Source organism: Streptomyces sp. E-08 (genome assembly GCF_049913095.1).
Lineage (GTDB): Bacteria > Actinomycetota > Actinomycetes > Streptomycetales > Streptomycetaceae > Streptomyces.
In genome coordinates this window covers 1,471,304-1,498,029 of sequence record NZ_CP183971.1, presented here as the reverse complement: position 1 = coordinate 1,498,029, position 26,726 = coordinate 1,471,304, and the positions used below count along the sequence as shown (strand labels likewise).

Annotated in this window: 24 protein-coding genes; 14 read left to right on the top strand and 10 right to left on the bottom strand. The window is 73.3% G+C overall.

Annotation, left to right across the window (positions count from 1 at the left end; all coding sequences use genetic code 11):
- The first annotated feature begins 65 nt into the window (after positions 1–65).
- Entirely contained in the window at positions 66–737 is a 672-nt protein-coding gene (locus ACN9MM_RS06815; protein ID WP_426362799.1) for an isochorismatase family protein, read from the top strand.
- On the opposite strand, the gene ACN9MM_RS06810 is transcribed toward ACN9MM_RS06815, so the two are convergent.
- Positions 724–1,122: a Rieske (2Fe-2S) protein gene (locus ACN9MM_RS06810; RefSeq protein WP_382869682.1), complete on the bottom strand. Its 399-nt coding sequence runs from the start codon at positions 1,120–1,122 to the stop codon at positions 724–726. The genes ACN9MM_RS06815 and ACN9MM_RS06810 overlap by 14 nt on opposite strands.
- Before the next feature lie 163 nt (positions 1,123–1,285).
- Here ACN9MM_RS06810 and ACN9MM_RS06805 point away from each other — a divergent pair, with 163 nt between their 5' ends.
- Entirely contained in the window at positions 1,286–2,317 is a 1,032-nt protein-coding gene (locus ACN9MM_RS06805) for an AraC family transcriptional regulator (protein ID WP_426362798.1), read from the top strand.
- A gap of 103 nt (positions 2,318–2,420) precedes the next feature.
- The gene (gene lepB, locus ACN9MM_RS06800; RefSeq protein WP_426362797.1) at positions 2,421–3,029 is read left to right on the top strand and encodes a signal peptidase I; all 609 of its coding nucleotides are present in this window, start codon (positions 2,421–2,423) and stop codon (positions 3,027–3,029) included.
- Positions 3,030–3,035: 6 nt separating this feature from the next.
- On the opposite strand, the gene ACN9MM_RS06795 is transcribed toward lepB, so the two are convergent.
- Positions 3,036–3,635, bottom strand: coding sequence for a TetR family transcriptional regulator (locus ACN9MM_RS06795; protein ID WP_426362796.1), 600 nt, complete (start codon positions 3,633–3,635; stop codon positions 3,036–3,038).
- Positions 3,636–3,770: 135 nt separating this feature from the next.
- Here ACN9MM_RS06795 and ACN9MM_RS06790 point away from each other — a divergent pair, with 135 nt between their 5' ends.
- The 8 genes from ACN9MM_RS06790 to ACN9MM_RS06755 all read left to right on the top strand — a co-directional run bounded on the left by ACN9MM_RS06790 (position 3,771) and on the right by ACN9MM_RS06755 (position 10,326).
- On the top strand, positions 3,771–4,457 hold the full coding sequence (locus ACN9MM_RS06790) for a DUF6230 family protein (RefSeq protein WP_189803731.1): 687 nt from the start codon (positions 3,771–3,773) through the stop codon (positions 4,455–4,457).
- A gap of 87 nt (positions 4,458–4,544) precedes the next feature.
- On the top strand, positions 4,545–5,000 hold the full coding sequence (locus tag ACN9MM_RS06785; protein WP_426362795.1) for a DUF6114 domain-containing protein: 456 nt from the start codon (positions 4,545–4,547) through the stop codon (positions 4,998–5,000).
- Complete coding sequence (locus ACN9MM_RS06780) at positions 4,997–5,761, top strand: DUF6230 family protein (protein ID WP_426362794.1); 765 nt, start codon at positions 4,997–4,999, stop codon at positions 5,759–5,761. The genes ACN9MM_RS06785 and ACN9MM_RS06780 overlap by 4 nt, the downstream gene beginning before the upstream one ends.
- Positions 5,755–6,141 (top strand): DUF6114 domain-containing protein, encoded by a 387-nt coding sequence (locus tag ACN9MM_RS06775; RefSeq protein ID WP_426362793.1) that lies wholly within the window; start codon positions 5,755–5,757, stop codon positions 6,139–6,141. The genes ACN9MM_RS06780 and ACN9MM_RS06775 overlap by 7 nt, the downstream gene beginning before the upstream one ends.
- The gene (locus ACN9MM_RS06770; RefSeq protein ID WP_426362792.1) at positions 6,138–6,746 is read left to right on the top strand and encodes a hypothetical protein; all 609 of its coding nucleotides are present in this window, start codon (positions 6,138–6,140) and stop codon (positions 6,744–6,746) included. The genes ACN9MM_RS06775 and ACN9MM_RS06770 overlap by 4 nt, the downstream gene beginning before the upstream one ends.
- Positions 6,743–7,435, top strand: coding sequence for a DUF6230 family protein (locus tag ACN9MM_RS06765; RefSeq protein WP_426362791.1), 693 nt, complete (start codon positions 6,743–6,745; stop codon positions 7,433–7,435). Before ACN9MM_RS06770 ends, ACN9MM_RS06765 begins: the two co-directional genes overlap by 4 nt.
- A 126-nt stretch (positions 7,436–7,561) precedes the next feature.
- Positions 7,562–8,650, top strand: a complete 1,089-nt coding sequence (locus tag ACN9MM_RS06760; RefSeq protein ID WP_426362790.1) for a BTAD domain-containing putative transcriptional regulator — start codon at positions 7,562–7,564, stop codon at positions 8,648–8,650.
- A gap of 14 nt (positions 8,651–8,664) precedes the next feature.
- Positions 8,665–10,326: a peptidase M23 gene (locus ACN9MM_RS06755; RefSeq protein ID WP_426362789.1), complete on the top strand. Its 1,662-nt coding sequence runs from the start codon at positions 8,665–8,667 to the stop codon at positions 10,324–10,326.
- 84 nt (positions 10,327–10,410) lie between these two features.
- On the opposite strand, the gene ACN9MM_RS06750 is transcribed toward ACN9MM_RS06755, so the two are convergent.
- The 8 genes from ACN9MM_RS06750 to ACN9MM_RS06715 all read right to left on the bottom strand — a co-directional run bounded on the left by ACN9MM_RS06750 (position 10,411) and on the right by ACN9MM_RS06715 (position 24,373).
- Complete coding sequence (locus ACN9MM_RS06750) at positions 10,411–13,038, bottom strand: P-loop NTPase fold protein (RefSeq protein WP_426362788.1); 2,628 nt, start codon at positions 13,036–13,038, stop codon at positions 10,411–10,413.
- A 287-nt stretch (positions 13,039–13,325) separates the two neighbouring features.
- A complete protein-coding gene (locus ACN9MM_RS06745; protein WP_426368690.1) occupies positions 13,326–14,372 on the bottom strand; it encodes an alpha/beta hydrolase in 1,047 nt (348 codons plus the stop codon).
- A gap of 58 nt (positions 14,373–14,430) precedes the next feature.
- Entirely contained in the window at positions 14,431–16,926 is a 2,496-nt protein-coding gene (locus ACN9MM_RS06740) for a penicillin acylase family protein (RefSeq protein ID WP_426362787.1), read from the bottom strand.
- A 106-nt stretch (positions 16,927–17,032) separates the two neighbouring features.
- A complete protein-coding gene (locus ACN9MM_RS06735; RefSeq protein ID WP_426362786.1) occupies positions 17,033–18,451 on the bottom strand; it encodes a serine/threonine-protein kinase in 1,419 nt (472 codons plus the stop codon).
- Entirely contained in the window at positions 18,448–19,257 is an 810-nt protein-coding gene (locus ACN9MM_RS06730; RefSeq protein ID WP_383694309.1) for a serine/threonine protein kinase, read from the bottom strand. Before ACN9MM_RS06730 ends, ACN9MM_RS06735 begins: the two co-directional genes overlap by 4 nt.
- A gap of 503 nt (positions 19,258–19,760) precedes the next feature.
- On the bottom strand, positions 19,761–21,797 hold the full coding sequence (locus ACN9MM_RS06725; protein ID WP_426362785.1) for a family 43 glycosylhydrolase: 2,037 nt from the start codon (positions 21,795–21,797) through the stop codon (positions 19,761–19,763).
- Between the two features lie 10 nt (positions 21,798–21,807).
- Complete coding sequence (locus tag ACN9MM_RS06720) at positions 21,808–23,307, bottom strand: peptidoglycan DD-metalloendopeptidase family protein (RefSeq protein ID WP_426368689.1); 1,500 nt, start codon at positions 23,305–23,307, stop codon at positions 21,808–21,810.
- A gap of 76 nt (positions 23,308–23,383) precedes the next feature.
- Positions 23,384–24,373, bottom strand: coding sequence for an alpha/beta hydrolase-fold protein (locus ACN9MM_RS06715; RefSeq protein ID WP_426362784.1), 990 nt, complete (start codon positions 24,371–24,373; stop codon positions 23,384–23,386).
- A 175-nt stretch (positions 24,374–24,548) separates the two neighbouring features.
- Between ACN9MM_RS06715 and ACN9MM_RS06710 the strand changes: the two genes are divergently transcribed.
- The 3 genes from ACN9MM_RS06710 (at position 24,549) to fabG (ending at position 26,704) form a co-directional block, all read left to right on the top strand.
- Complete coding sequence (locus ACN9MM_RS06710) at positions 24,549–25,394, top strand: HipA family kinase (RefSeq protein ID WP_426362783.1); 846 nt, start codon at positions 24,549–24,551, stop codon at positions 25,392–25,394.
- A complete protein-coding gene (locus ACN9MM_RS06705) occupies positions 25,391–25,774 on the top strand; it encodes a DUF3037 domain-containing protein (protein WP_030686313.1) in 384 nt (127 codons plus the stop codon). Before ACN9MM_RS06710 ends, ACN9MM_RS06705 begins: the two co-directional genes overlap by 4 nt.
- Positions 25,775–25,942: 168 nt before the next feature.
- A complete protein-coding gene (gene fabG / locus ACN9MM_RS06700; protein ID WP_382869722.1) occupies positions 25,943–26,704 on the top strand; it encodes a 3-oxoacyl-ACP reductase FabG in 762 nt (253 codons plus the stop codon).
- Positions 26,705–26,726 lie beyond the last annotated feature (22 nt).

Here is a 26,726-nt window from a genome sequence, read left to right as displayed (position 1 = left end):
TTCTGGATTTCTGATGAGACGTCAGAAAGCATGGGGGGCCATCCGCGCGCATGCAAGGGGAGACCATGGGTCAGAGTCCGAGAGAACGGCTCGGGGAGCGGATCCGCCCGGACGGCGGAGTCGTCCTGCTCACCGTCGAATGTCAGCGTGGTGTCGTCGGCCCCGACAGTGCCCTGCCCGAACTGGCCGCCGTCGCCCGGGCGTCGGGCGCCCTCGGCAACGTCGCCCGGCTCGTCGCCGCCGCGCACGCGGCGGACGTCCAGGTGATCCACGCCGTCGCCGAGCGGCGCCCCGACGGCCGGGGCGCCAACAGCAACGCCCGGCTCTTCGCGGCCGCCGCCCGGCTGCCCGTGCAGCAGCACAGCGGCAGCGCGGCCGTCCGCATCGCCGAACCGATCGAGGTCGCCGACGAGGACCTGATCGTCCGGCGGCTGCACGGGCTCTCGCCGCTCGCGGGCACCGACGTCGACGCGCTGCTCCGCAACCTCGGCTGCCGCACGCTGATCGTCACCGGGGTCTCCGCGAACGTGGCCGTGCCCAACGCGGTGTTCGACGCGGTGAACCTCGGCTACACGGTCGTGGTGCCCGCGGACGCCATCGCGGGGGTGCCGGCCGACTACACCCCCGCGATGATCCGGAACACCCTCGCGCTCGTCGCCACGATCACCACGACGGACGAGGTGCTGGGGTGCTGGAAGGCCCCCCGGAGGGCCGGGGGTGCCGTCAGCCGGGGCTGATCTCCTCGCCCACCACCTGGATCGGCTCCGGCGGCAGCGGAGCGGGCGCCGGTCCGGACTTCACGCTGCCGTCCGAGATGTCGAAGTGGCTCTGGTGGCAGGGGCAGACGATGACGCCGTCCTTGATGCTGCTCACGGCGCAGCCCTGGTGGGTGCACTTCGAGGAGAAGGCCTTGAACTCGCCGGCCTTGGGCTGGGTGATCACCAGGCCCTTGTCGGCGAGGATCTTCCCGCCGCCCACCGGGATGTCCCCGGTCCGCGCGAGCGCCGTTCCCTCCGGGGCCGCGTTCTTTTCGTCCGCGCCGCCCCCGCAGGCGGCGAGCGCCGCCGCCAGGCCCGCGCTGCCCGCCGCCGCGACCACCGTCCGGCGTGCCACTCCGCTCATGTACTGCCCCTCTTCGCTCGCTGTGTCCGGGCACGGGTGTGCCGGCACCCGACGGTACGGCTGTGAGCTGTGTCCCGTTCACAGGATGCCCACTTCGAGAGCCTTACAGTTCTGAGTAGAGTGTCTGGATCTGGACATCCTTCGATGAAAGTGTCTAGCTTCGGTGAACTCGTCGGTCAGCACCCATCACCTACGGGCCGTACTGCTCGGCGCCGAGCGGCGCGGGATCGCCCCGGGACTTCTCCTCGCCCGCGCCGGACTGCCCTCCGCCCTCCTGGAGGAGCCGTCGGCCAGGGTCCCCGCCGAACAGTTCGGACAGCTCGTCAGAACGCTGTGGGCCACGCTCGACGACGAGCTGATCGGCTTCGGCGGCGCGCCCAGCAAGGTCGGGACCTTCGCGATGATGGCCCACGTCGTGGTCCACGGCAGCCGGGACCTGCGCGAGGCGCTCCGGCGCGCCCAGACCTTCTACTCCCTGTTCCCGGCGGGACCGCGCTTCCGGCTGCTCGAACCCGGCGCGGGCGGGACCTGCGGACCCGACGAGGCGCGGATGGAGTTCGACGTCTCCGGGTACGACGACCCCCTCCACTTCGGCGCCGAGTCCACCGTCCTCGTGGCGCACCGCTTCGCCGGCTGGCTCGTCCGGCGCCGGATCGGCCTGCGGCGGGTCGAGTTCGTCCACCCGGAGCCCCGGCACGCCCGCGAGTACGGCCTGCTCTTCGGCGCGCCCTGCGTCTTCGGCGCGGAGCGGACGGCCGCCGTCTTCGACCGGGCGGACCTGGACGAACCGGTCCTGCGGGACGCGGCGGCGCTCAAGGCCTTCCTCCGGCGCGCCCCGGTCGACGTGCTGGTCCGCGCCGACTACGGCAGTACGGTGACCGGCCGGGTGCGGCACCTGATCGGGCGGGCGCTGCCCGGCGGGCCCGTACCGACGCCCGAGGAGCTCGCCGACCGCCTGTCCGTCAGTCCGCAGACCCTGCGGCGCCGACTGGCCGCCGAGGGGACGACGTACCAGCGGCTCCGCGACCAGGTGCGGCGCGACCACGCCATCGCCGAGCTGACCGGCGGCCGGGTGTCCATCGAGCGGCTCTCCCGCCAGCTCGGCTTCTCCGAACCCAGCGCCTTCCACCGGGCGTTCAGGCGCTGGACCGGTGAGACGCCCCGGGCTTATCAGACGCGCGGTCAACAACCCTGAGCGGTACGGTCACAGCCGCCGTCCGCCGCCCGGCCTACCGTCCCGCCATGACCGAAATCGACCGGTCCGGAGGCCCCCGGCCGCCGGACCGCACGGGGCGCCCATGAACGCGCGCCGGGCGGCCGGCGCCGTCCTCGGCGCCGGTGTCCTGCTCTGCCTGCTCGCCGGGGTCGCCGTCACGGCCCTCGGCGTCCGGGTCGACGGCACCAGCATGACCCCCACCCTCCACCAGGGCGACCGGATCCTCGTCGCCCCGGGCTCGGCGGGCCGGGCGCGCCGCTTCGACGTGGTGCTGCTGCGGGCCACCGGGAAGGACGCCCTCCTGGTCAAGCGGGTGATCGCCCTGCCCGGCGACCGGGTGGCGATCCTCTCCACGCCGGACGAGCCCTTCCAGGTCCTTCTTCAGGAGGGGGGCCGCGGTCCCGTGCGCCGGGTGGTGGCGCCCCAGTGGGCGGCGCAGGCGCACCGTACGAGTGCCTGCTGCGGGCCGGACGGCACCCGGTCGGCGCGGGCCGAGCTGCGGACCGTGCCCGAGGGCGCGTTCTTCTACCTGGGCGACAACCCCGACCTCTCGGACGACTCGCGGGCGTACGGCTGGGGCAGGCTCGACCGGATCGAGGGCCGGGCCGGCGCCCGGGCCTTCCCCGTCTCCGCGTCCCCGGACATCGGCAACCGGCCCGTCCTGGAGGAGTACCGGGGACCGGGCCCCTGACCGCTCCTACGGGATCCGCTCCCGGCCCGTGCTCGCGGCGACCCGGAGCACGGTGTCCGCGATACGGCGGGCCGACTCCTCGGGGGAGGCGCCGGCCTGGACGATGTGACTGGCGGTCAGCCGGACCGCCGCGTCCACGGCCAGTTCGCGGGCCACCGGGTCGACCGAGGGCCAGGCCTCCGTGGCGTACGCGTCGGCCATGGCCGTCGCCATGCCGAAGGCCGCGGCGGACCGGGTCGTGAGGTACGGGAGGAGTCCGTCCTCGCCGGTGCTGGTCAGCATGGCCTTGATCAGCGGGTTCCGGCCGGCCAGCGTGAGGGTGAAGCCGACGGCGGCCTCGACGGCCGCGCGCAGGTCGTCCCGGTGTGCGTCCAGGCCCTGCTGGATGCCGACGAGGCAGCGCTCCAGCTCGCGCTGGAACAGGGCCTCGCCGACGGCCTCCTTGGAGGGGAACTCCGAGTACAGCGTCTGCCGGCTGACGCCGACCGCGCCGGCCAGGTGGGACATGCGCAGCTTGTCGAAGCCGCGGTCCGCGACCGCCTCGTACGCGGCGTCCAGGAGGCGCTCGCGCAGCAGTGTCCGGACCGTCTCCCTGAACCGTGGCATCGGCCAAGCCTAGTCCAGCGGGAAAAATCCTCAGGATTGTCAGAAGTGTTGACACTTCTTAAGTAAGTGTCCAATTCTCGAACAGGGAGCCGCGAAGTGTCATTCGACCAGTGCGGCACGACGGTTGGAGATCAGATGCAGCACGAGACCCGGGGCGTCACCCGCTGGCGGAGATCGGCGTTCCTCGCCGTACCCGCGACGGCCGCCATCGCCGCCATGGCCACCGCCATGGTCCAGGGCGCGCTCGCCGCGAACCTCTCGCTCACGAGCGTCCCCTTCACCCTCAGCTCCAAGACGGTCGCCGCACCGCAGGGCATCGGCGCCGTCATGCACACCATCGACGCCGGCGGGGCCAAGGGCGCCGCCGAGGTCGGCATCGCCAAGGCCGGCCTCGACGGCATCTGCGTCCACGCCGTCCAGTCGGTGAACCTCCCGGTCATCGGCAGCCTCGGCACCTGGTCCCTCAACATCTCCTCGCCCGCCGCCGCCACCCCGCTCACCAGCGACCAGCTCGTCGCCGGTGCCGGACTCCAGGCGAACAAGCTCGTCCTCGACGCCCAGGCGCTCAAGGCGGCCACGGCGACGCTCAACGCGAGCGACACCACCCCGAACGTCATCGGCGCGGCCGCCGACGGCGCCGGGATCAAGGGCACCGGCATCAACGACGGCACCCCTGGCCAGTTCGGCCTCGACGCCACCGGCGGCCGGACCGACATCAAGAACCTCAACGCCGACGCCAACGGCGCCACGATCGCCGGCGCCATCACCCTCCCGGACCTCGCGATCGGAATCGCCCACGGCGACAAGACCTGCGGAGCCTGACCCCCCCGCACCACCACCGGGGCCCCGCGTCCTCCGTACGGCGCGGGCCCCGGCCCTCCCACCCCGACCCACCGCTGCGAGGCACCCATGACCACCGACCCGCCGCCCGAGCCGACCGAAGGAACCGCCCCCGGCCGCGCCCGCCGCGCCTTCCGCCGCTGGCGCCGCACCCGGCCGTTCTGGGCGGCCCTGTGGACCGGACTCGGCGGCTTAGTCATCTTCTTCCTGCCCATGGCGCCGCTCGGCAAGATCCTCCAGGTCGGCGTCGGAGGGATCGCGGGCATGGCCGGCGGCGTCCTCCTGATGGCGATGGCCCTGCTCATCCTGCTGCTGCCCGGTCAGCGCCACACGGCCGGCGTCATCGCCGTCATCGCGGGCGTCGCCTCGTTCCCGCTGTCCAACCTCGGCGGCCTCTTCGTGGGAATGGCCCTCTCGGTCCTCGGCGGCTCCATGGCCTTCGCCTGGCTGCCGGAGAAGCCAGCCCGCCGCCGCGGCCCCTACGCCCGTACGGCCCCGACCGCCGAAGGGAGCGGAACCGCGTGAACGCCCTCACCTCAGGAGCCCGTTCAGGCCTCCGGTCCTGCGGCCGCGCCGCCGCCGACTGGAACGCCCGCATGCTCGCCCAGGCTGCCGACGGCACCCGCCGCGGCACCCGCTGGGGCCGCGGGGCGCTCGCCCTCGTCCCCTCCGCCCTCGCCGTCGGCGTCCTCGGCACCGCCCTCGCGCAGGGCGCGCTCGCCGCCAACTTCAGCGTCACCGGACAGCCCTTCACCCTGACCTCCAACGGGGTCCAGGGCAGCGGCTTCGGCGCCGTCGTCAACACCCCCGCCGTCGGGCGCCCCGACGGCACCACGACCACCACCACCGCGATGGCCCGCGTCGGATTCGCCAGCGCCGGGCTCGCCGGACTCTGCGGGATCGTCCACCAGACGATCGCCGGAGTCCCGTACTCGCTGCTCCTGACGGGCGGCCAGAAGGTGACGGCGGCCCCGCCCGCCGCCTTCACCACCGACATCGACGCCTCCAACCTCTACATCCAGGCCACCGAACTCCAGGCCTACGGGCCCACCACCCTGCAGAACGCGGTGATCGGACAGTCCGCCGACCAGGTCACCGTCGCAGGAAAGCCGCTCACCGGCGCACTGCCCGGCGGCTTCGGACTCGGCTCCGCCGGCGGCGAGGGCGGCAGCTCCATCACCCTCCACGGACTGAACGCCACCGCGTACGACGCCGAGATGGCCGGGGCGCTCGTCCTGCCCGACCTGAAGATCAGGGTCGTCGGGGGAACGGCGACCACGTGCTGAGCCGGGCGAGGGCCGCGTCCACCTGGTTCCGCGCCTTCCGCCGCACCCGGCCGTTCTGGGGCGGGGTGTGGCTGGTCGCCGGCGGCTGGACCGTCCTCAAGTTCTCCCTCAGCTCCCTGCAGTTGATCGTGAGCACGGGCTTCGGGGGAGTGGCCGGATACCTGGTCGGCGGCGGGATGATCCTGTGCGGCCTCATCCCCCTCGCGCTGCCCGCCCAGCGGTACACCTTCGGGCTCATCGGCGTGGTCCTCGCCGTCGTCTCGCTCGTCGTCTCCAACCTGGGCGGATTCCTGCTCGGCATGACGCTCGGCGTGCTCGGCGGCTCCATGATGGTCGGCTGGGGCGCCAGACGCCCGCGCCGCCGGGCGGTGGAGGGATGACGGCCGGCCGGCGGGCCCTCGCCGTGACCACGGCCCTCGCCCTCGCGCTCGGCACGGCCGTCTGGTCGGGCCTGCCGAGCAGCGCCTCGGGCGAGGCCGCCGCGGTCGCGCCGCTGGGCGTGCCCTTCCTGCCCTCCCCGGACCCCCTGCACGTCACCATCGACAGCATGGTCGCCGTCTCCATGACGGTCGAGAAGAACGTCACCATCCGGCTCTCCGACGGCTCGACGCGCACCACCACCCAGTACACCTTCACCAAACTCAAGATCCGCTCGCACATGAACGTGGTCCAGCGCGCGGCCGGGCACACCGTCACCATCGACGTGCCCGGCGAGGGCTCGCTCGGCGGCTACGACAGCGCCGGGAAGGCCGAGACGACGACCATGTGGGGGAGCATCACCAACGTCTGCGTCCGCGTCCTCGTCAAGATCTGCGGCGTGCAGGGGCTGCTCGACTTCTTCGGCTCCCTCATCCCGCTCACCGCCGGGGCCGAGGACTTCACCGGCGACATCTACGCCATCCGGACGGTCGACGACCACGCGGCCCTCGACTCCACCGACAACCCCGTCCACCTCCCCGGCACCCTCACGGTGACCACACCATGACGGCCCCTCAGGAAGGACGCACCCACTGGCGCCGGTCCCTCGCCGTCGCCCTGCCCGCACTCCTCGCCGCCGGCGGCCTCGGCTCCGCCATGGCGACCGGCGCGCTCGCCGTCGGCCTCCGCATCCAGGACCGGCCCGTCGACTTCACCACCAGCAGTCTCTACGGGACCCAGTACGGCGCCGCCGTCGTCGACCAGGCCGTCGTGAGGCCCGACGGGTCCACCGGCAGCGAGCGCGTGCTCCGGATGGGCTTCGCGGACGGCGTCATCAACGGACTCTGCCTGAGCCAACGGCAGCAGATCGCGGGAGCCACGTACACCCTGCTGCTCACCCTCGGCGACGACGACCCGGGCTCCTGGGAGATCAGGACGAAGAACACCGTTCTCGACCTGCGCACCGCCACGGGCGTCCTCGACATGGACGGCGTCGTCGACCTCAACGTCAACGGCGCCGACGTGAGGACCGTCAAGGACGCCACCGGCGCCTACGTCGTCAACCCGCTCGACAGCCCGCAGCACCGCTTCGGCATCCAGGCGCGCTACGCCAAGTTCGACCGGATCACCGGCACCGCCCAGGACTTCCAGCTCCCGGGCCTCCTCACGACCCCGAAGCTCTCGCTCTCCATCCGCCCCGGCACGGTCGCCTGCCCCGCCCCGCCGGCCCCCACGGGGACCCCCGGCACGCTCTGACCGCCGACCCCCGCGCTCCACCGCGTGTCACTCCGGATCGTTCCGGATGCCTTCCCCGGCACCCCCGCCTCTACGTTGGCGACGGCGTCCGCCAGACCGACACGTCCGGAGCCCGGGGGAGCAACGATGCCGACGACCGTCACCACCGGCCGGCCCGTCGCCGCCCCGCTCCGGCACCAGGAGCGCAGGGTGCTCTCCGCGGTCGGCTGCGGCCTCCGGGACGACGAGATCGCCGCCGCCCTCGCCATCCCCGAGGACACCGTCGCGTCCGACCTCGCGGGGATCCTCGCGAAGCTCGGGCTCCGCGACCGGGCCGCCGCCATCGTCCACGCCTTCGACTCCGGCCTCGTGGTCCCCGGCCGGGGCCCCCGCACGGAGGCGGGCCCGCCGCCGCGGACCATCCCCGGACGGGCGGCCGGACCGAAGATACGGCTCTCCCTCCTCGGACCCCTGACGGCACGACAGGACGGGCGTCCCCTGGACCTCGGGCACCCCCGCCGGCAGGCCGTCCTGGCCGCCCTCGCGCTCGCCGCGGGGCGCACGGTCACCCAGCGCCAGCTCCTCGACGGCGTCTGGGGGACGGACACCCCGGTCGCGAACGTCGTGCCCGTGTACGTCTACCGCCTGCGCAAGACCCTGCGCGCCGCGGACGGCGCCGACGCGGTCATCGAGCGCGACCCGCGCGGCTACCGGATGGACCCCGGGGCGATCGACGTCGACGTGGCACGCCTGGACGAACTCGCCGCCGCCGTCACGGCCGCCGACCGGGCCGGCGAACCGGCCGAGGCGGTCCGCCTCTGCGCCGAGGCGCTCGGCCTCTTCCGCGGGGAACCGCTGGCCGGACTGCCCGGACCGCTCGCCGAGCGGGAACGCCTCCGGCTCACCGAGCGCAGGATCGCCCTCGTCCAGGGGAAGGCGACGCGCCAGCTGTGCCTCGGCCGCCACGCCGAGGCGACGGCGGAGCTGTTCGCGCTGTCCGGGGCGCACCCCCTGAACGAGCCGGTGGCCGCCATGCTCATGCGCGCGCTCTACCGCGGCGGCCGGCAGGCCGAGGCGCTGGACGTGTACGGCCGGGTGCGCCGCCGGCTGGCCGAGGACCTCGGCGTACCGCCGAGCCCGATGCTGCGGCGGACCCGCCGCATGATCCTGCGCGGGGACGAGGCGGGCCTCGCCCTCACGGCCGGAACGCACACCCCCGCCCCTCTCACCCCGTGACAGAAAGGCCCACCATGCCAAGAGGCTTGTTACGCCGCGTGCTCACCCGGCTGGCGGTAGTCGCCGGTACCGGGGCCCTGGCCGTCGGGGCCGTCGCCCCGGCCGCCACGGCCCGGCCCGTGCCCGAGCCCGTCCCGGGCAAGGACCGGGCCGGCGTCTCCCGGTACTTCGGCGGCCCGGAGGGGTTCGCCATACCGACCGTGCCCTGCGACCCGGCCGGCCCTTCGGCCACCGACGGTCTGCTCGCCGACCAGCTCAACCCGCAGCTGAACGCGAAGATGGCCGGCTATCTGGACGCGTACAAGATGTCCTGCGCGCGGAGGGTGACACAGGCGGTCAAGGACCGCGGGCTCAACCCGAGGGCCGCGGCGATCGCCATCGCCACGATCATCGTGGAGAGCAGCATGAACAACTACGCCCAGGCCGTCGACTACACCAGCCTCGGACTGTTCCAGCAGCAGGACTGGTGGGGCACCCGGGACGAGCGCCTGGACCCGGTGTACGCCACCAACGCCTTCTTCGACGAGGTCGAACGGCAGTACCCGGGCGGCTCCTGGAACGACGAGGCGATCGGCGAGGTGTGCTGGCACGTCCAGCGCCCCCGGGAGGACCTGCGCTACCTGTACGGGGTCGAGGCGGGCGACGCGACGCTCATCGCCAACGCCCTCTGGTCCGGGATGGCCACCGGCCCCCGGCACCCGTACGGCTCGGGCCGCGTGGTGTCCGGCCGGTCCGCCGACGGGCGCCTGGAGGCCTTCGCCGCCGGCGCCGACGGGGTTTATCACGCCTGGCAGACCGCGGTGAACGGCGGCTGGTCGCCGTGGCGGTTCGAGGGCGGCCCGCGCAACGCGCAGCTGGCGGTGGCGTCCAACGCGGACGGCCGGCTCGAACTCTTCGCGCTGTCGGACAGCACCTTCGACCACATGTGGCAGACCGGGCCGAGCGCGGGCTGGTCCGGCTGGGCGAACTTCGGCACCGGCGGCCACCGGCTGGCCGCGGGCAGCAACGCCGACGGCCGCATCGAGGTGTTCGCCTCGAACGCCAACGGCGTGTTCCACCGCTGGCAGACGGCGCCCAGCGGGGGCTGGGCGAACTGGGAGGGCGCCGGCGGCGGCCCGGCCAACGCGCGGCTCGCCATGGAGACCGCGCCCGACGGGCGCCTCGAGGTGTTCGCCCTGTCGGACACGACGTTCGGGCACCTGTACCAGACCGGGGTCAACGGCGGCTGGTCCGGCTGGGAGGACTTCGGCGGCGGCGGGCACGACGTCGCCGTCAGCCACAACCAGGACGGCCGTCTGGAGGTCTTCGCCTCCAACGCGAGCGGGGTCTTCCACCGCTGGCAGACGAGCCCGGCCTCCTGGTCGGCGTGGACGGGCACCGGCGGCATCGCCGACGCCGAGCTGACCACCGCGCGTTCGGTCGACGGCCGGGTCGAGGTCTTCGCGATCAACTCCGCCACCGCGAGCCACTCCTGGCAGACCGGCCCGAACGCCGCGTACTCCGGATGGGAGACCTTCGGCGGCGGGGGCACCGAGATCGGCTCGGCCAACAACGCCGACGGCCGCATCGAGGTCTTCGGCACCAGCCACGCGGGCGTCTACCACCGCTGGCAGACCGGCTTCACCAGCTGGGCGGAATGGGGCTGGCTGAACGACTCGGGGCCCGCGGTCGACTAGGGACCGAAGGGCCGACCGCGCCGGGGGCGGCCGAGGACGACCGGGGGCTCCGTGAGCCGCCTCGTCCTCGGCCGCCGCGTGCGGTCAGGACGGCCGGGAACGTGCCGCAGGGATGCCCAGGGGCGCGTGGCCGCTCCGAGGAGGCGAGAGACTCCACGCCGTCCGGGCGGCGTCGATCAGCGGACGCGCGCTGAACGGAGAGACGGAGAGCTCGAGTCTGGCCTCGGCGAGGAACTGGAGGTCGCCCGCCTGGGCGGCGCCGGCCCGGTCGCGGCGGACCTCGTAGCCGTCCGGCTGGAAGACCTGCAGCAGGGTGAGCCCGAAATAGGTGTAGGCGGACGCTTCGGCGATCAGCTGGGCGGCCGTCTCGGGAGGTGCCCCGGGAGACCCGGCCGGCGGTGCCGAGGCGGAGGACGCGAGGTACTCCAGGGCCCTGAGCAGCTCATGGGTCGACGCGGGGTCGGCGTACCGCAGGTGATCCATCACGACGCGGTACGTGGACAGCCAGCCCGCGTTCTCCTGGTTCCACCGTTGCTTGGCCAGCAGGGTGCGGAAGCCGGACAGCGTGTCGTTGAGCTCCTCCACGATGAGCCGTCGCGAGATCTCCGTGAGCTCGACCGCCTTCGCCTCGCGCGCGGACGAGATCTCCTCGTGCATCTCCAGCATGCGGCGCCCGTACCGGATGAGGTCGCGCGGAACGCCGCCGGACAGGGTGTGCGCGAGCTGGACGTAGGGCCGGGGAAGGTCCGTGGCGCGCTTCCCCATGATGGCCTCGGACTGTGCGAGGGTTCCGGCCTGCACGTGCAGGATGTCGTCGAGCGAACTGTCCGTCGCGTCGCGGTCGGGCAGGCCCCGTCTGACGAAGGCGGCACCCACGTCCTCGGCGACGGAGATCAGGTAGTGCACGCGGGGGACCCCCAGGATCGCCTTGACCTCGCTCAGGAAGAGGAGCGCCTGCTGATCCGTCGCCAGGCGGTCGAGCTCGTCGATGCAGACGAGGGTGCGCCCGCCCCGGCCGTGCACATGGGCGGCGATGTCCGAGAGCCTCTCCCGCAGGTCCTCGACGAGCTGGGGGAAGTTCGGGGGGACGCTCGCCAGCGCCGAGGTGTGCGCACTGCCCGCGGCGGCCGCTCCGGCGAGGCCGAACGTGGCGGTGGTCGAGACCGATTGAGCGGTGCGGAGCTGGTACAGGTGGTCACGGCACCGGGCGACCAGCTCGGCCTCCGGCTCCCGCAGCCTCCAGCGTCCCCCCTTCAGGAGCAGGGATCCCGCGATCACGCAGGCCAGCCTGAGGGGGTTCTCGGACTCGGACAGGATCGCCCGTACGTCCGCGCTGCGCAGGAGGAGCACGCCGGCCGCGGCCAGGAGGACGCCACCGGCAGCCTTCCAGCCGCCGGGGTAGATCACTCCGAGCCCTACCAGAGCGCGGCCGAGCGCGAAGGCGCCCAGACCGAAGCAGAGCGACATCAGGAACACGTTGCCGAACCCCGCTCCCGACAGGGTGAAGAGTTCCCCGAACAGCCGCCTCACGTCCGGATCGGCGGGGAGGCTCACGACGGCGCCCGCGACAAGGCCCCATCCCGTGGCGCGGAGAAGGACGGCAGGAGCTCGCCGCACCCGACGCCGCCACACGGCGGACTTCCCCAGACTCCAGAACAGAAGCCCCGCCGAGGTCACCACGAGCCCCGCCGCGACGCTGCGGCCCTGCCAGATCTCCTCGCCCCGTCGCAGCAGCCAGTCACCGGCCGTGGCGAGCCGGCCCAGCACGGCGCTCTCGTGGCGGCCCCACAGGGCCCTCACGGCGGCCGTCGATCCGAGGAGGACCAGCGCGCCGGCGGGAACGCCGAAGAACACCGTCCTCCGCAGGCCGCGGGCGTACCGGCGCAGCGCGTCCCGGGTCCGCACGAGGCCCGACAGCCGTGTCAGCTGCGGCACTTCGCCCGTCTCCCGGGCGAGGAAGCCCTCGCAGACCTTGACGAAGGTCGACAGCACCAGGTCGTACGGCGTGTAGGCGGCGGGCACCCGGATGGTGACGGCGAAGTCCTCGTCGCGCACCGCGCCGTGCAGCAGGGTGGTCTTGCCGACCCCGCGGGGGCCGGACACGGCGATCGTCCCACCCTGGAGGGCCGCGAGCTTCCGTTCGAGCTGGCGGGACGCCTCGCCGGGAACCGGGGTCCCCTTGCCGTCGGCGGAGCGCAGGCCGTCGAAACGTCCCGGCAGCAGAACCGAGTGCGGGTCGGCTCCCATGAGCTCCTCGATCACCGCCGAGGCGGCTCGGGGAACGCCGTTGTCCCGGAGGTCCTGCTGCCAGTGGCGGGCCGCCCTGCGGACCGCCGCGGTGTCGAAGGGCAGACTCCCGAGGCGGTACGCCAAGGAGAGATAGTGCCGCAGGCTCCCGGCGGTCGGCGGATGACGGAGGGCGGCGACGACCGGTGCGACCCCGGCCAGCAGGACGCAGGCGGACAAGCCGATCCGCGCGAGGGCGGACAGCCCTTCGACGCCGTCGACGTAGAAGAACGCGTACACGACGGCCGGCATCCAGGCCAGAACGAGCAGGGCCCGTACGTCCCACGGCAGCCCGGACCGCAGCTGCGACAACTCCCGCCGGGTCCGCGCCAGCTCGCGCACGGTCCGGCGGTACGCGTTCAGGGTCACCTCGACGTGCCGGAGCGCCCGGCTCACCGTCTCCGGCGACCTCATGGAGGCGCGCACGGCGGCTTCGGTCACCCTGGGCCGGGCGTCGAACCGCCGGCGCACCTGGGTGGAACGGAGGCCCGCCGTGACGGCCTGGCGGTAGGCGATCCCTTCCTCGGGGGTTTCGCACCTCAGTAAGGAGGAGGCCGGGGGCTCCGGTTGAGCCGTGTTCCGCATCGAGTGAACCCTTCGCCATGGACAGCGGCGCGAGTGTACTTCCGCGCCGCGGCCCACAGGCCGGAGCCCGGCGGGCGGGTGGACCTCGCTCCCGTGGAGGTCCGCCCGCCGCCGTGGTCGTCGTCCGGTCAGGAGGCGAAGGCGCGCTCCAGGCGGGGGATCAGGTCCTCCAGGTCCCGTTCCCAGCAGCCGGCGTTGTGGCCGCCGTCGCACTGGGTGCCCCAGCCCGCGCCGTCGCCGTAGTCGACGTAGTAGTACGGCAGGCCCCGGGCGTCCATGCGGGCCTTGACGTTCTTGGACGCGCCCGACACCCAGAACTCCATGTTCGTCGGCGAACCGCCCCCGTCGCCCGTGTAGATGGACACGCCCGTCCCGGCGAACCTGTCCACGTGCTGCGAGGGGTCGACCTCGTTCCAGCGCCGGTCGACGTTGAAGATCGGGTAGGGCGAGCCGAACAGGGCGTCACTGTCCACGCCGGGCTTGTAGGCCGATTCGTTCGGGTCGCAGTAGCCCGAGGACGACGCGCACATCGCGCCCATCGCGTCGGTGACGGAGGCGACGACCGCCAGGCGCAGGTCCATCGAGTTGGCCGACAGGTCGATGTCCCCCGACAGGGACGCCGTCTGGCCGAAGAGGTCGGGCCGGGCCTGGGCGTAGTGGAAGGCCCCGAACCCGCCCATGGAGATGCCCGCGATCGCCCGGGACTTCTTGGTGGCGATGGTCCGAAGGTTGGCGTCGATGAACGGGATCACCTGGTTGAGGTGGAAGGTCTCCCAGTTCTGGGCGCCGAGCACGGTGTTCTGGTTCAGCCAGTTCGCGTACCAGCTGCGGGCGCCGCCGTCCGGGATGACGGTGATCATCTCGTTCGACATGGACAGCGCCGGATAGTTCTGCCGGATCGGGTCGTCGGGGGAGCCGTGCAGGAAGTACAGCACGGGGTAGCGCCGGTTCGGGTCGTCGCCGTACCCGCTCGGCAGGATGATCTTGATGTGCTGCTCGCCCGCGACCTGGGGCGTGGTGACCGTGAGGTAGAAGTTCGTGGCCGTTCCCACGGCCGGGGCGACCTGTGTCAGGCCGAACCCGTCGGTCAGCTTGGGCGGTTCGGAGCCTTCGGCGGCCTGAGCGGAGCCCGCCGGCGCGAGGACGGCGACGGCGGCCACCAGCCACGCGACCAGCGTGTTCCACCAGGTCGGCGTCCTTCTCGGTGATCTCTTCACAGTGCTTCCCTTCGTGTCAGTCGAGGACCTTGACGACCAGGGCCGGAGAGGCCGCGATCTGCTCGTCGGTGAACCGTTCGGTCACCCATCCGCCCGCCGAGAACAGCCGGGTCTGGTCGGCGTGGTGCGGAGAGTTCGGGTCGGCCGACTGGGAGTACGTCATGACGGAGTACGCCTCCGGCGGACCGTCCGCGGTGAAGCGCACCTGCTGGACGAAGCTGGACCCGAAGACGATGTCGAACTTCCCGTCGACCTGGCCGGGGGTGATCACGTTCAGCACGCCCAGATCGCCGATGGACCCGTGGATCGGGATCTGTTCCCCGCCGCGCTTGATCCGCTGGACGTCCGAGAGCGGCGCGTTCAGCGGGATTCCCGCCTTGCGCAGAGCGAGGACGGCGCGGCCGAAGGCGTCGCGGACGGCGGAGCTCCCGGAGTCCAGCGAGTTGGGCGTGTGGACCGGGTCCTTGGGGTCGAAGGGCACCTTCCACGGCACCTTGTCGAGCTTCTGGCCCCCCGCGAGGTAGGCCCAGTAGGTCGCGAACAGCCACGAACCCCGGCTGTCCAGGGCGTAGTCGTGACTCCTCCAGGCGGCGAGGATCGGACACGCCTCACTGACGTTGACCAGGTTGCCGTCCACCAGGATCAGTCCGAAGGCGACTCCCTGGCACATCGCCACCGTGGCGTTGAGGGTGAGGTCGGCCGCCCTGCTGTTGTCGGCGAACAGCAGCCGCCCCATCGTGTCGGGCGTGAAACCCCTGCCCGGCAGGCCGTCGGTGCCGTCGATCCGGTTCCGCGCGGTCAGGAGCAGCTCCTGGGTGCGCAGCGAGCGGGGCGCCGCCGTGTCGCCCATCACCCGGGGGAAGGACAGGGGCTGTTCGGGGTTGGCGAGCCAGGGGCTGTCGTTGGCGTTGCCCACGAAGTCGGACCGGATCAGCCGGGGCTGCCTGTGCGGGTCGAGGAGTCCGGGCGCGGCCGCGTTCGGGTCGTCGGGCCAGTCACAGGCGCTGCGCTTGCCGTCGAGGATGGAGACGGGCGGTACGTTCGGCTGGGGGAGCGCCTGGTCGAAGAGGAGCTTCCCGGTCTCGGTGAGGCACGCGTTCGCGTGCTCGTCGGTGATGTTCGGGACGGCCTGGATGTCGGCGTACAGGGCGTTGCCCGCGCGGTCGGAGGCGACCGTGTTGAAGAAGGGGACGCCCTGCGTGGTCTCCAGGACGTCGACGACCTCGTGGACGTCCTTCGCCCGGTCGAGGCCGAACCAGGTGTTCAGCGCCCGCAGGTTGTCCATGTTCGGGTCGCGCACCACGTGGGCGCTGACCACCCAGGGCAGCGGGATGCCCACGATCGAGTTGGTGACCGGACCGTAGCGGGTGGACCACAGGGTCCTGGAGACCTTGCCGAGGGAGCCGTCCGCGTTCCGGACGTCGACCTCGACCCGCTGCGAGGTCATCTGCTCCCAGGCGCCGTCGACCAGGTACCTGGTCGGGTTGAACGGGTCGACCTGCACGTCGAAGAGGCCGAAGGGAGCGACCGTGGCGACGGTGTGGCTCCAGGCGACGTCGTCGTTGTGCCCGATGTTCACGGCGGGCAGTCCGAGCAGGCTGGCGCCGGACACGTTGAGCTTCCCCGGGATGGTCAGCTGGCTCTGCCACATGCGGTTCTTGCCCTGCCACGGGAAGTGCGGGTTGGCGAGGAGCATGCTCGTGCCACCGGAGACGCCTCCGGAGCCGACGGCCAGGGCGTTGCTGCCCATGTTCTGCTGCCGGCTCCTGGCGAGGGCGTCGCTGATCCGCTTCGCGGTCGTCGCGGGGTCCAGGGGCTTCGCGGGCTTCGCCGTCCGTGCCGTCTTCGCCGTCCTCTCGGCCGGTGCGGCGGCCGACGCCCCCGGGGGTACGGCGTTGACCTGGCCGTCGAGCAGCGGGTCGGCGCTGCCCATGATGATCTCGGCGTGGGCGTGCCGGTAGACGTCCAGCTCCGTGATCGGCCGCACCCAGGCCGCACCGCGGCAGGCCGGGTCGGAGAGGTTCGCCACCCCGGTCTCCGCCAGGTAGCGGTTGTACCCCTGGACGTAGCCGCGGATGGCCTCCCTGACCTCGGGCTCGGGCCCGTCGGGCGCGGGCCGGTTCAGGAGTCGTTCCACCACCGCGTTGTCCTTGAGGCGCTGGAAGTACAGATCGCTGTTGAGGTTGGTGGTGGTGTTCTGGTTCTGGCCCGGGCTCGTCCGTCCGTCGGGCCCGAGGTACCGGGACCGCTGGGCGTCGACCATCAGATAGGTGTCGGCGAGAGTGCAGATGTTGTCCTTGGCCGCCGCGTATCCGTAGCCCTGCCCCAGCCCCTCCCAGTCCGAGGCGATGATGTGCGGGATGCCGTACTCGGTGTACCGGATCGTCGGCCTGTCCGGCCCGGCGGCGGTCGACGCGGTGGCCGGGGATCCGGCGACCGCCGTCGTGCCCAGCACCGCCACCGCGGCCATGACCGCCACCGGCAGCCGCGCTCGTGATCTCGTCCGTGCCATGGAACCGTCCCTCCCTGGGATGAGGCCTGTGTCCGAACGCGGCCACGCTAGGGAGGAGCGATGAAATTCCGATGACGCCGCGGACGCGGCCGTCCCGGGCGCCGGATCAGCGCGGGGCAGGAGGACGCGGGCACCCCGGCAGCGACGGCCTGTCCTTCGTGCGTACGGCGGGGAGCCAGGCCGCGGGGTACGCGGAGCCGCGCGGGAGGCGGACGCGGAACCAGAGGGTGGACGTCAGGTCCTCCTCGTCGATGACGGGCTGTCCGTCGGGGAGCCGGCATTCCGCCGTGAGGAGATCGCCGTGCCACACCCGGGTCGGGACGACGTTGCCCGCGGCGTACGGCCGGAGGGGATCGATCGCCAGCCCCAGACTGCACTGCCGGTCCCGGTCCGCCCGGTCCTGGCAGCCGCGCTCCGCGTTGAAGACCGTGACGGCGGCATGCCCCGCCGGGGCGGCCGCGCCCTCCAGGACCGCGTCCGAGCCCAGGGCCGCGCCGGCGGTCCCGCAGAGCACCGCGGCGAGCACGGCGGCCCGCGCCCGGCCCCGCGGCCGCCGCGTCCCGGTCCCCCCGCCGTACGGGCCCTCCCCGGCGGCGATGCGGGCGAGGAGGCTCTCGGCCGTGTGCGGGGCGCGTTCCGCGTGCGTCGGGGCCAGGCAGTCGGCCGCGAGCGCGCGCCAGAACGGCGGCACCGCGAGGTCCATGCGCAGCGGCGCGCGCCCCTCCCCGTACTCCTGCACGGCCGCGCCCCGCGCCACGGGCGTGGCACCGGGGAACGGCGACGCGCCGGAGGCGAACACCTCGTGGATGACGACCCCCAGCGCCCAGATGTCGGCGCTCGGCCGGACCTGCACGCCGAGTTCCCCGAGGGGCGCCCTCCAGCGCTCGGGCGGGAGGTAGTCCAGGGTGCCCAGGGGAGGCACGTACCCGTGCGTCCCGGTCAGCTCCGTGGCGAGCCCGAAATCCGAGAGCTTCACCGAACCGTCCGCACCCAGCAGGACGTTCTCCGGCTTCAGGTCCGCGTGCACCCAGCCCGAGCGGTGCAGATGGGCCAGGCCCTCGCAGATCCCCGCGATCAGCCGGCCCCGGTCGTCGCCGGACACCCCGGCGTCGAGGAGCTCGCGCAGACTGCCCGCCGCCCGCTCCATGACCAGCACGATCGCTCCGTCCACGGCGGGCAGGTCCGGCGCGGCGAGGACGAAGGACTCCCGGAGGCCGATCAGCCGGGGATGGCCCGCCCTGCGCCCGAGTTCGACCTCGCGGCGCGCCGACTCCACGATCCTGCGTGCCTGGCGCGGCGCGAGCCCGGCGGTCGGCATGATCTTGAGCGCCACCTCGCCGGGCCCGGGCACCCCGCCGGCGCGGTCCCGTCGCCCCTCCTGCGCCGGGCGCGCCGCGTACACCGTGGACCAGCCCCCGGCCCCGATCAGCTCGGTGACCACCCAGTCGCCCACCCGGTGGCCGGGCGGGATCAGCTCCGTACGCTCGTGTCCCGTCGTGTCGGCGAGGTCGCGGGGCGGCGTCATCGCGGCCCCTGCCGCTCCCGCCCGCCGCCGCCCGCCAGGGACGGCAGCAGCGCGAGGTGTTCCTCCCGCACGAGGCCGAACCGCAGCGCCAGCCCGACGATCTCCTCCCGCTTGCCGTTGCGGCGCTCGCCCTTGCCGGGCTCCCGGTCGTCGAGGACGCCGATGCGCAGCTTCTCCTCGGCGAGGTAGTCGATGTGCGAGCTGATCGCCCGCGCGGTCGGCGCGCCTCCCGGGACGTGCCCGCGGAGCCGCTCGACGATCTGGGGCGTGGTGGGGACCGCGACACGGGACTGGTCGCGCAGCCGGGGTTCGCAGAGCGCGACGAGCACCAGGAAGTACGTGGCCGACTCGTCCAGGGAGTACGCGGTGACCGTGCGGCTGCCCCAGGGGACGCCCATCGCGTCCGGGTCCAGATAGACGTGGTCGGGCGCGAACACCTGGAAGGAGACCGTGAGGTCGCCGCGCGTCGGCAGCACCACGCGCGAGAACTCGAAGGGGACGGGCGCCCCGACGCGCCGGGGCGGGACCCTCAGGTACTCGCCCGCGCCCTCGGGGTTCTCCACCAGGTAGCTGTGGCTGGTGCTGTGGTTCGTCAGCTGCCAGTGGTCGTCGGTCGCACGGATCTCCCCGGCGAGCCGGGAGATCGCCGCGTCGGCGAGCCGGAGCTCGACCGGGGTCGTCGCCGAGCCCCGGCCGAAGCGGGCGACCTCGCCGGGGCCGAGGCGCAACGTGACCGGGTCACCGCACGGTTCGCCGTCTTCGGCGCCACCGTTCCCCCGCGGCAGATGGACGACTACCCCGCTCACCGCTCCCCCTCTTCGCCCCGTCGCGGTTGTCGGACGAGCGGAACGATACTCACCAGTCAGGGGAGTTCACCGGCGTGCTTCGGCCACTTCGGCCGGGACCGGCCGGGGCGGCCGGAGGGGCGGCCACCCCGGCGCGCGGAAGCCTCCGCGCGGCCCGGCCCGGGGTGCCCGCCGGTGTCGCCCGAGGCCTCGCCCCCCGCTGTGACCCAGGCCACCCGAGAGCCCTGGCAGGGCGGTGATTTGATGCCGTTTCCGGTCCTCTGCGGCGCCGATCCGCCGGCGGTCGTACGGGGTCGGGGCGGAGGCGCAGGGGGCGGCGGCCGGCCGGAGCCCGCGGCCCGGGCGGGGCGTCCGTCCCGGCGTCCCGCCGTACGCAAGGTGGGATAGGTCACCGCACCCGGAGGGGGAGTAAGGGCCGATCCGGGAGGTTCGTGAGGGGCCAGGACCTCCCGTTCGCCGTCCGAGCGTGGCGCAATCCGTACGCAGCGCTGCCGGTTCCGTACTCAGAGTGCGGGGCTGCCCGAGACGAGGGGCGCGATCGCGCGGTCGCCGAAGGCCGTCCACGCACGCCACCCGCCGCTCGGCCGCTCCTGGACCCGGGTCCGTACGAGGCCCCCGGCGGTGACGGCGAAGACGTGCAGCCGCCCGGTCGAGTCGGGCGCGACCGAGGGCGTCGCGGCGAGAGCGACGCCGGGCTCGCCGAACTCCCCGCCGGGATCCCAGCTCCCGCCCGGCGCCGTCTGCCAGCGGTGGCTCAGCAGGGCACCGCCGGGGCTCAGCGAGAAGGCCTCCAGACGGCCGTCGGCGTTGGCGGCGAACGCCGGGGCGGCGGCGCTCCAGCCGAACAACGGCTGCCACTCCTCCCAGCCGCCGCTCGGCACGGCCTGCCGACGGAAGAACGTCCCCACCCCGGACGGGCCGACGGCGGCGACCGTGAGCCGGCCGCTGCCGTCCCGCGCCACCCGCGGCGCGGCACCGGCCGCCGTGCCGAAGGCGTGCCACGCGCCGGTCCAGGCACCGGCGGGGGCCTCCTGCCACCGGTGGCGGATCCCGGAGCCGCCGGCGGCGAGGACGAACACCTCCAGACGGCCGTCCGCGTTGGCCGCGACCACCGGCGGCGCGCCCGCGGCGCCACCGAAGCCCGGCTCCCACGCGTCCCAGAGCGTCGAGCCGGGGGACCGCTGCCGTCGCCGGGCGAAGGAGGTCGCGCCCGGGGCCGACGCGAAGACCTCCAGCCGGCCGGCCGCGTCACGGGCGACGGCGGGGGCCGCTCCCGCCGCGCCGCCGAACTCCTCCCAGTCGTACCAGCCGCCGTCCGGCCGCTGCACCCGGTGGTGCAGGTTCACGCCGCCCGGGGCGAGCGAGAACACCTCCAGACGGCCGTCGGAGTTGCGCCCGAGGGTGGGAACCGCTCCCGCGGGCCCGCCGAAGGACTCCCACTCCGACCAGGTGTCGGCGTCCGGGTCGAGCTGGACGCGCCGCAGCATCGAGCGGTCGGCCGCGTCGAGCGCGAACACCGTGAGCCGGCCCGTGAGATCGAGCCCCGCCACCGGGTTGTCCGGGCTCTGCCACGGCGGGGGAGCGTCCCGCCACTCCAGGGGTGCGACGTACAGCCCCTGCCCGAACCAGCCCGCGGCGCTCGCGAACCACGCCTCCCCGTCGGCGAACACCTCCACCGCGTGCCCGGGGACATGGCCCGCGGCGCCCGTGAGGTCGAAGCGGAACGGGTCGCGCGAGGCCAGCACGTCGGTGCCCGTATAGCCGTTGCGCGGCCCGATGAACAGGTAGTACCAGCCGTCCCGTTCGACGACGTACGGCGACTCGGTGACCGAGACGGTCGTGTCCGTGCTCGCGTCCGTGAACGCGACGCCCGGCTCGCTCCAGCGCACCAGATCGGCCGACCGCCGGAAGGCCACGACGTGGTGGCCGCCCGGGGCCGAGAGCTCGGTGTAGTACATGACCCACTCGCCGCCGACCCGCAGCACCATCGGGTCGCGGGCGGCGAGCCCCCGGAAGAGCGGACCGGACGGCTCGCGGGTCCAGGTGGACAGGTCGGTCGAGGTGGCCAGGTTGACCGCCGCGCCGCCGCCGTTCGTTCCCCCCGCGGCGTAGAACATCCAGAACCGGCCGCCCGCCTCGACGACGTGCGGCGCCCACAGGTGTTCCTCGCCGAAGTAGGACGGATCGACGGTGAGCGCGTCGGGGTGCGAGGTCCACGGGCCGTGCGGGTCCGGCGCCGAGGCATGGGCGAAGGAGACCTCCGCCGTGCTGTCCGGGGCCTCGCCGCGCTCCGCGCCGTCCCCGACGATCCCGAACAGGTGCCAGCGGCCCTGGGCCCTGATCAGCGTGTGGTCGTTGAGGTAGCGCGGCCGGGTGGGAGTGGAGGGGTCGTAGACGGGGGCGAAGGGGCCCGCGCCGATCCACCGGGCGGGCGGGACGGCCGGGGCGGCCGCGGCCACGGCCCGGGCGGTGCCCGGTACCGTGAGCGCGCCCACCCCGGCGGCGCCGCGCAGCAGGTTCCGTCTGCTGATCGGAAGCAAGGGTCTCTCCTCAGCCGAGTCCGGGACCCGCGGTGCTGTTGACCCAGACCCAGGACGACCAGCTGGTGAAGCCGGTCTGCCAGATGTGGAACGTGCCGGCCGTGCTGGTGCCGAAGACCTCGATCCGGCCGTCGGCGTTGGAGGTCGCGGTGACCTCGGTGCCGCCGCCGCCGAAGGTCTCCCACGGGCCGTAGGGGGCGTTCACCCCGGTCTGCCAGGTGTGCATGGCCGTCTCGCCGTTCATGGCGAAGACCTCGACGCGGCCGTCGGCCGTGCGCTCGCTGCTGAGCCGGGAGTTCGCGGGGCCGCCCGTGGACTCCCACCCGGACCAACTGCTCGGACCGGTCTGGTACCGGTGGAAGACCCCGACCGGGCCTGAGGCGAAGACCTCGATCCGGCCGTCGGCGTTGTGGTCGATCGTGAGGTCGTGTCCGCCGCCGCCGAAGTCGTCCCAGGCGGACCAGCCGCCGTTCGGGGCCGTCTGGTACCGGTGCTGGAAGGTGCTGCCGTTGAGCGCGAACACCTCCAGGCGGCCGTCGGGCGACTTCTCCATCTCGATCCGCCCGTCGACGGGCCCGCCGCCGGTCGGTTCCCACGCCGACCAGCCGCCGTTCGGCGTCAGTTGGTACCGGTGGAAGACCCCGACCGGGCCTGAGGCGAACACCTCGATCCGGCCGTCGGCGTTCACACCGGCCGCGATGTCACGACCGCCGCCGCCGAAGTCCTCCCAGCCGGACCAACTGCCCGAGGGGGAGAGCTGATAGCGGTGCCGGAAGGTGTTCCCGTCGATCGCGAACATCTCCAGGCGGCCGTCCGCGTTCGGAGCGATCGCCAGCTCGGCGTTCACGGGCCCGCCGAGGCGCTCCCACTCCGACCAGTCGCGGTTCGCCTCCCGCTGCCAGGCGTGGTGGACGCCGTCCGCGCCCGCGGCGAAGAGCTCCAGGCGCCCGTCCGCCGACCGCGCCGCCACCACCCGCCCCGACTCCGCCGGATACACCAGCGGCGTGGGGTGCGGCCCGCTGCCGGGGACGCAGGGCAGCGTGATGCCGCCCTCCGCGAGGTAGACCTCGGGGTCGATCCCGTACGAGAAGGAGTCGTCGCCCCAGATCCGCAGGTGGAGGTGGGAGCCGTCGGCGTTGCCCTCGGCGCCCATCAGGGCGATCTGCTGGCCGGCCGTGACGTGGTCGCCGACCGAGACGTCCCGCCGGTACATGTGCCCGTACTCGGAGGTCCGGCCGTCCGGGTGCCGGACGCGGATCCACTGGCCGTAGTCGCCGACGTACCCGGAGATCGTCACCTCGCCGTCGCCCACGGCGTAGATCGGCGTGCCGATGTCGGCGGCGATGTCGACGCCGTTGTGCCCGGGATGGAACGGCTGGCTGACGAAACCGGTGGTCGGGCAGGCCGTGGCGGAGCCGGTGGTCCCGGCCTCGGCCGGGGTCGTGACGGCCAGCACGGGCAGCAGGAGGGCCGCCGCCGCGAGGACCCGCGTCAGCGCGCGGCGGGTCAGCGTGCGGGGGGACCGTGCGGGTGGGGTCGGCGCGCCGCGCGCCGGGGCGCGTCGGGACAGTCCGCGGAGCACCGGCTCAGGCCTTGCGGAGGCGGTCGACGATGCCGTCGATGTCGCGCTGCATCATGTCGTGGCGGATGAAGTGGCCGCCGGGCAGCTCGTACCACTCGTGCGGGATCCCCGCGTTGCCGAGCAGGGACCGGAACTCCCGCTGGCCCCACAGCACCTGCGTCTCGTTGGCCGTGTCGAACCAGTTGATCGGGTCCGGGCTGGTGCCGGCGACCAGGAAGACCCGCTTGTTGCGGTAGCTCTCGATCCGCTGCACCGGGTTGTCCGCGCTGACCCGGGCCTCGTCCCAGAACGGCGCCCCGTAGATCGTGCCGCCGTTCAGGTCGAGGGCCGCGGAGCTCGCGTTGGCCCAGTGGGCCACCAGACCGTTGTCCCGGCGCAGGCTGGCCGGGCCGGAGTGGGCGCTCACCGAGGCGAAGTGGCCGTAGTACTTGGCGGCGTACTTCAGCGCGCCGAAGCCGCCCATCGAGAAGCCGGACACGGCACGGCCGTCGTACTCGGCGAACGTGCGGAAGTTCGCGTCGATCCACGGGATCAGCTGAGAGATGTGGAACTGCTCCCAGTTCCGCGGCCCGACATTGGAGCTCACGGGGTTGGAGTACCAGCCCGCGTGCCCGCCGTCGGGCATGACGACGATGAGCGGCCTGCCCGCCGTCCAGGCGCGGATGCCCTCGCGGTCAAAGGTGATGAAGTCCTGGTCGCTGCCGCCGCCGTGGAACAGGTACAGCACCGGGTACGTGCGTCCGCTCCAGTGGTAGTCGTCCGGCAGCAGCACGTTGACGCCCGGGTTCCAGCCGATGGCGGAGGTCTGGAAGCGGTAGTACCACATGCGCGCGTCGGCCTCGTTGCGGTCGACGATGTGCAGCCCGAAGCCGTCCCCGGCCGCGGCGGCCGGCGAGGCCGCCCCGAGGACGCCTGCGCCGCCCAGGGCCATGGCGGCCGAGAGGCCTCCGGCGGTCTTGAGGATGTTCCGGCGGGTGGGGTTCTTCGCGCTCAACGTGACCTCCGGGTCGGGAGCCTGACGACGGTCCGGAACGTAGCAACGCGACCGCGCCGGGTGACCCCGGAAGATTGCGGACTGACAGACGGCGGCCCGTCGGCTAGGAGGGTGTACGGGGGAGGCGGCGCCCGGTGATGACGGGCGCGGGCCCGCGAGTGGATAGCCTGAGCGGATGCTCACCGAAGTCACTGCGACCCGCTATGTGACGCCGCTGCGCGAGGGCGGCTCACTCCCGGGCATCGTCGAGGCCGACGATCTCGGCACGTACGTCATGAAATTCACCGGCGCCGGCCAGGGCCGCAAGACCCTGGTCGCCGAGGTCGTCTGCGGGCAGCTGGCCCGCAGGCTCGGCCTGCGGGTGCCGGAGCTCGTCACCATCCAGCTGGACCCGGTCATCGGGCTCTCCGAGCCCGACCAGGAGGTGCAGGAGCTGCTCAAGGCGAGCGGCGGGCTCAACCTCGGCATGGACTTCCTGCCCGGCTCGCTGGGCTTCGACCCGCTGGCGTACGAGGTCGACCCCCGGGAGGCCGGCCGGGTCGTCTGGTTCGACGCGGTGATCAACAACGTCGACCGGTCCTGGCGCAATCCGAACATGCTCGTCTGGCACGGCGACCTCTGGCTCATCGACCACGGCGCCACCATGATCTGGCACCACAACTGGCCGGGCGCCCAGGCCTCCGCCGCGAAGCCGTACGACGCCTCCGACCACGCGCTCGCCCCCTTCGGCCCCGACATCGCCGCCGCGGCCGCCGAGCTCGCCCCGCTCGTCACCCGCGAACTCCTGGAGGAGGTCGCCGCCGACGTCCCCGACGAGTGGCTCGTCGACGAGCCTGGCTTCGACGGCACGGACGAGGTGCGCGCCGCGTACGTCTCGGCGCTGCTGCCGCGGGCCGCCACCATCCACGAGCGGATCACGCTCGGGCCCCGCACCGAGAGCCGGCCGCAGCAGCCGCCCGGCTGGCTCGCCGAGCGCCTCGCGCCCCGGACCCACTCCACCGAGAAGGACAGCACCACGTGACCGACCGCGATGTCTTCGAGTACGCGCTGCTGCGCGTCGTGCCGCGGGTGGAGCGCGGCGAGTGCTTCAACGCGGGAGTGGTCGTCTACTGCCGCGCCCGGTCCTTCGTGGCCGCCCGTACGCATCTGGACGAGGCCAAGCTGACGGTGCTCGACCCGGCGGCCGACGTGACCGGCGTACGGGCCGCGCTGCGCGCCGTCGAGGGGGTCTGCCTGGGCGGTGACGCGGCGGGCCAGGCCGCGCGCGACGACGCGGGGCGGCGCTTCCGCTGGCTGATCGCGCCGCGTTCCACGGTGGTGCAGCCGGGGCCCGTCCACACGGGTCTGACGGCCGACCCCGAGGCCGAGGTGGAACGGCTGCTCGACCTTCTCGTCCGGTAGGGGCAAGGGGAGTGACCTGGTGCACCCGGTGGGCCGTTGACACCGGGTGCCAGGGCTTCTAGCGTCTCGTCTGCGGACGATACTAAGCGGTCGCTCATGTGCGGGACGCAGGAGCGGCGGGCGGTTCGGCCGCGACCAGGGACGATCCAAGGGCGAGGAGAACCAAGCATGTCCACCACCGAGCAGCGCGTAGCCGTCGTCACGGGTGCCGCACGGGGCATCGGCGCGGCCACCGCGCTCCGCCTGGCGGCCGAGGGCCGCGCCGTCGCCGTACTCGACCTCGACGAGGCGGCCTGCAAGGACACCGTCGAGAAGATCACCGCCGCGGGCGGCACCGCTCTCGCCGTCGGCTGCGACGTCTCGGACGGCGCGCAGGTGGAGGCCGCGGTCGCGCGGATCGCCGCCGAGCTCGGCGCGCCGACGATCCTCGTGAACAACGCGGGCGTGCTCCGCGACAACCTGCTCTTCAAGATGTCCGAGTCCGACTGGGACCTCGTCATGAACGTCCACCTCAAGGGCGCCTTCCTGATGGCGAAGGCCGTCCAGAAGCACATGGTGGACGCGGGCTTCGGCCGGATCGTCTCCCTCTCCTCCTCCTCGGCGCTCGGCAACCGCGGCCAGGCCAACTACTCGGCCGTCAAGGCGGGACTCCAGGGCCTCACGAAGACCCTCGCCAAGGAGCTCGGCAAGTTCGGCGTCACCGCCAACGCCGTCGCCCCGGGCTTCATCGTCACCGAGATGACCGCGCAGACCGCCGAGCGCGTCGGCATGGGCTTCGAGGAGTTCCAGGCCGCGGCCGCCTCCATGATCCCGGTGCAGCGGGTCGGCCGCCCGGAGGACGTCGCCAACGCGATCGCGTTCTTCACGGGCGACGACGCCGGCTTCGTCTCCGGCCAGGTCATGTACGTGGCCGGCGGCCCGCTCAACTGACGACGACCGGCAGCGAGAGGAA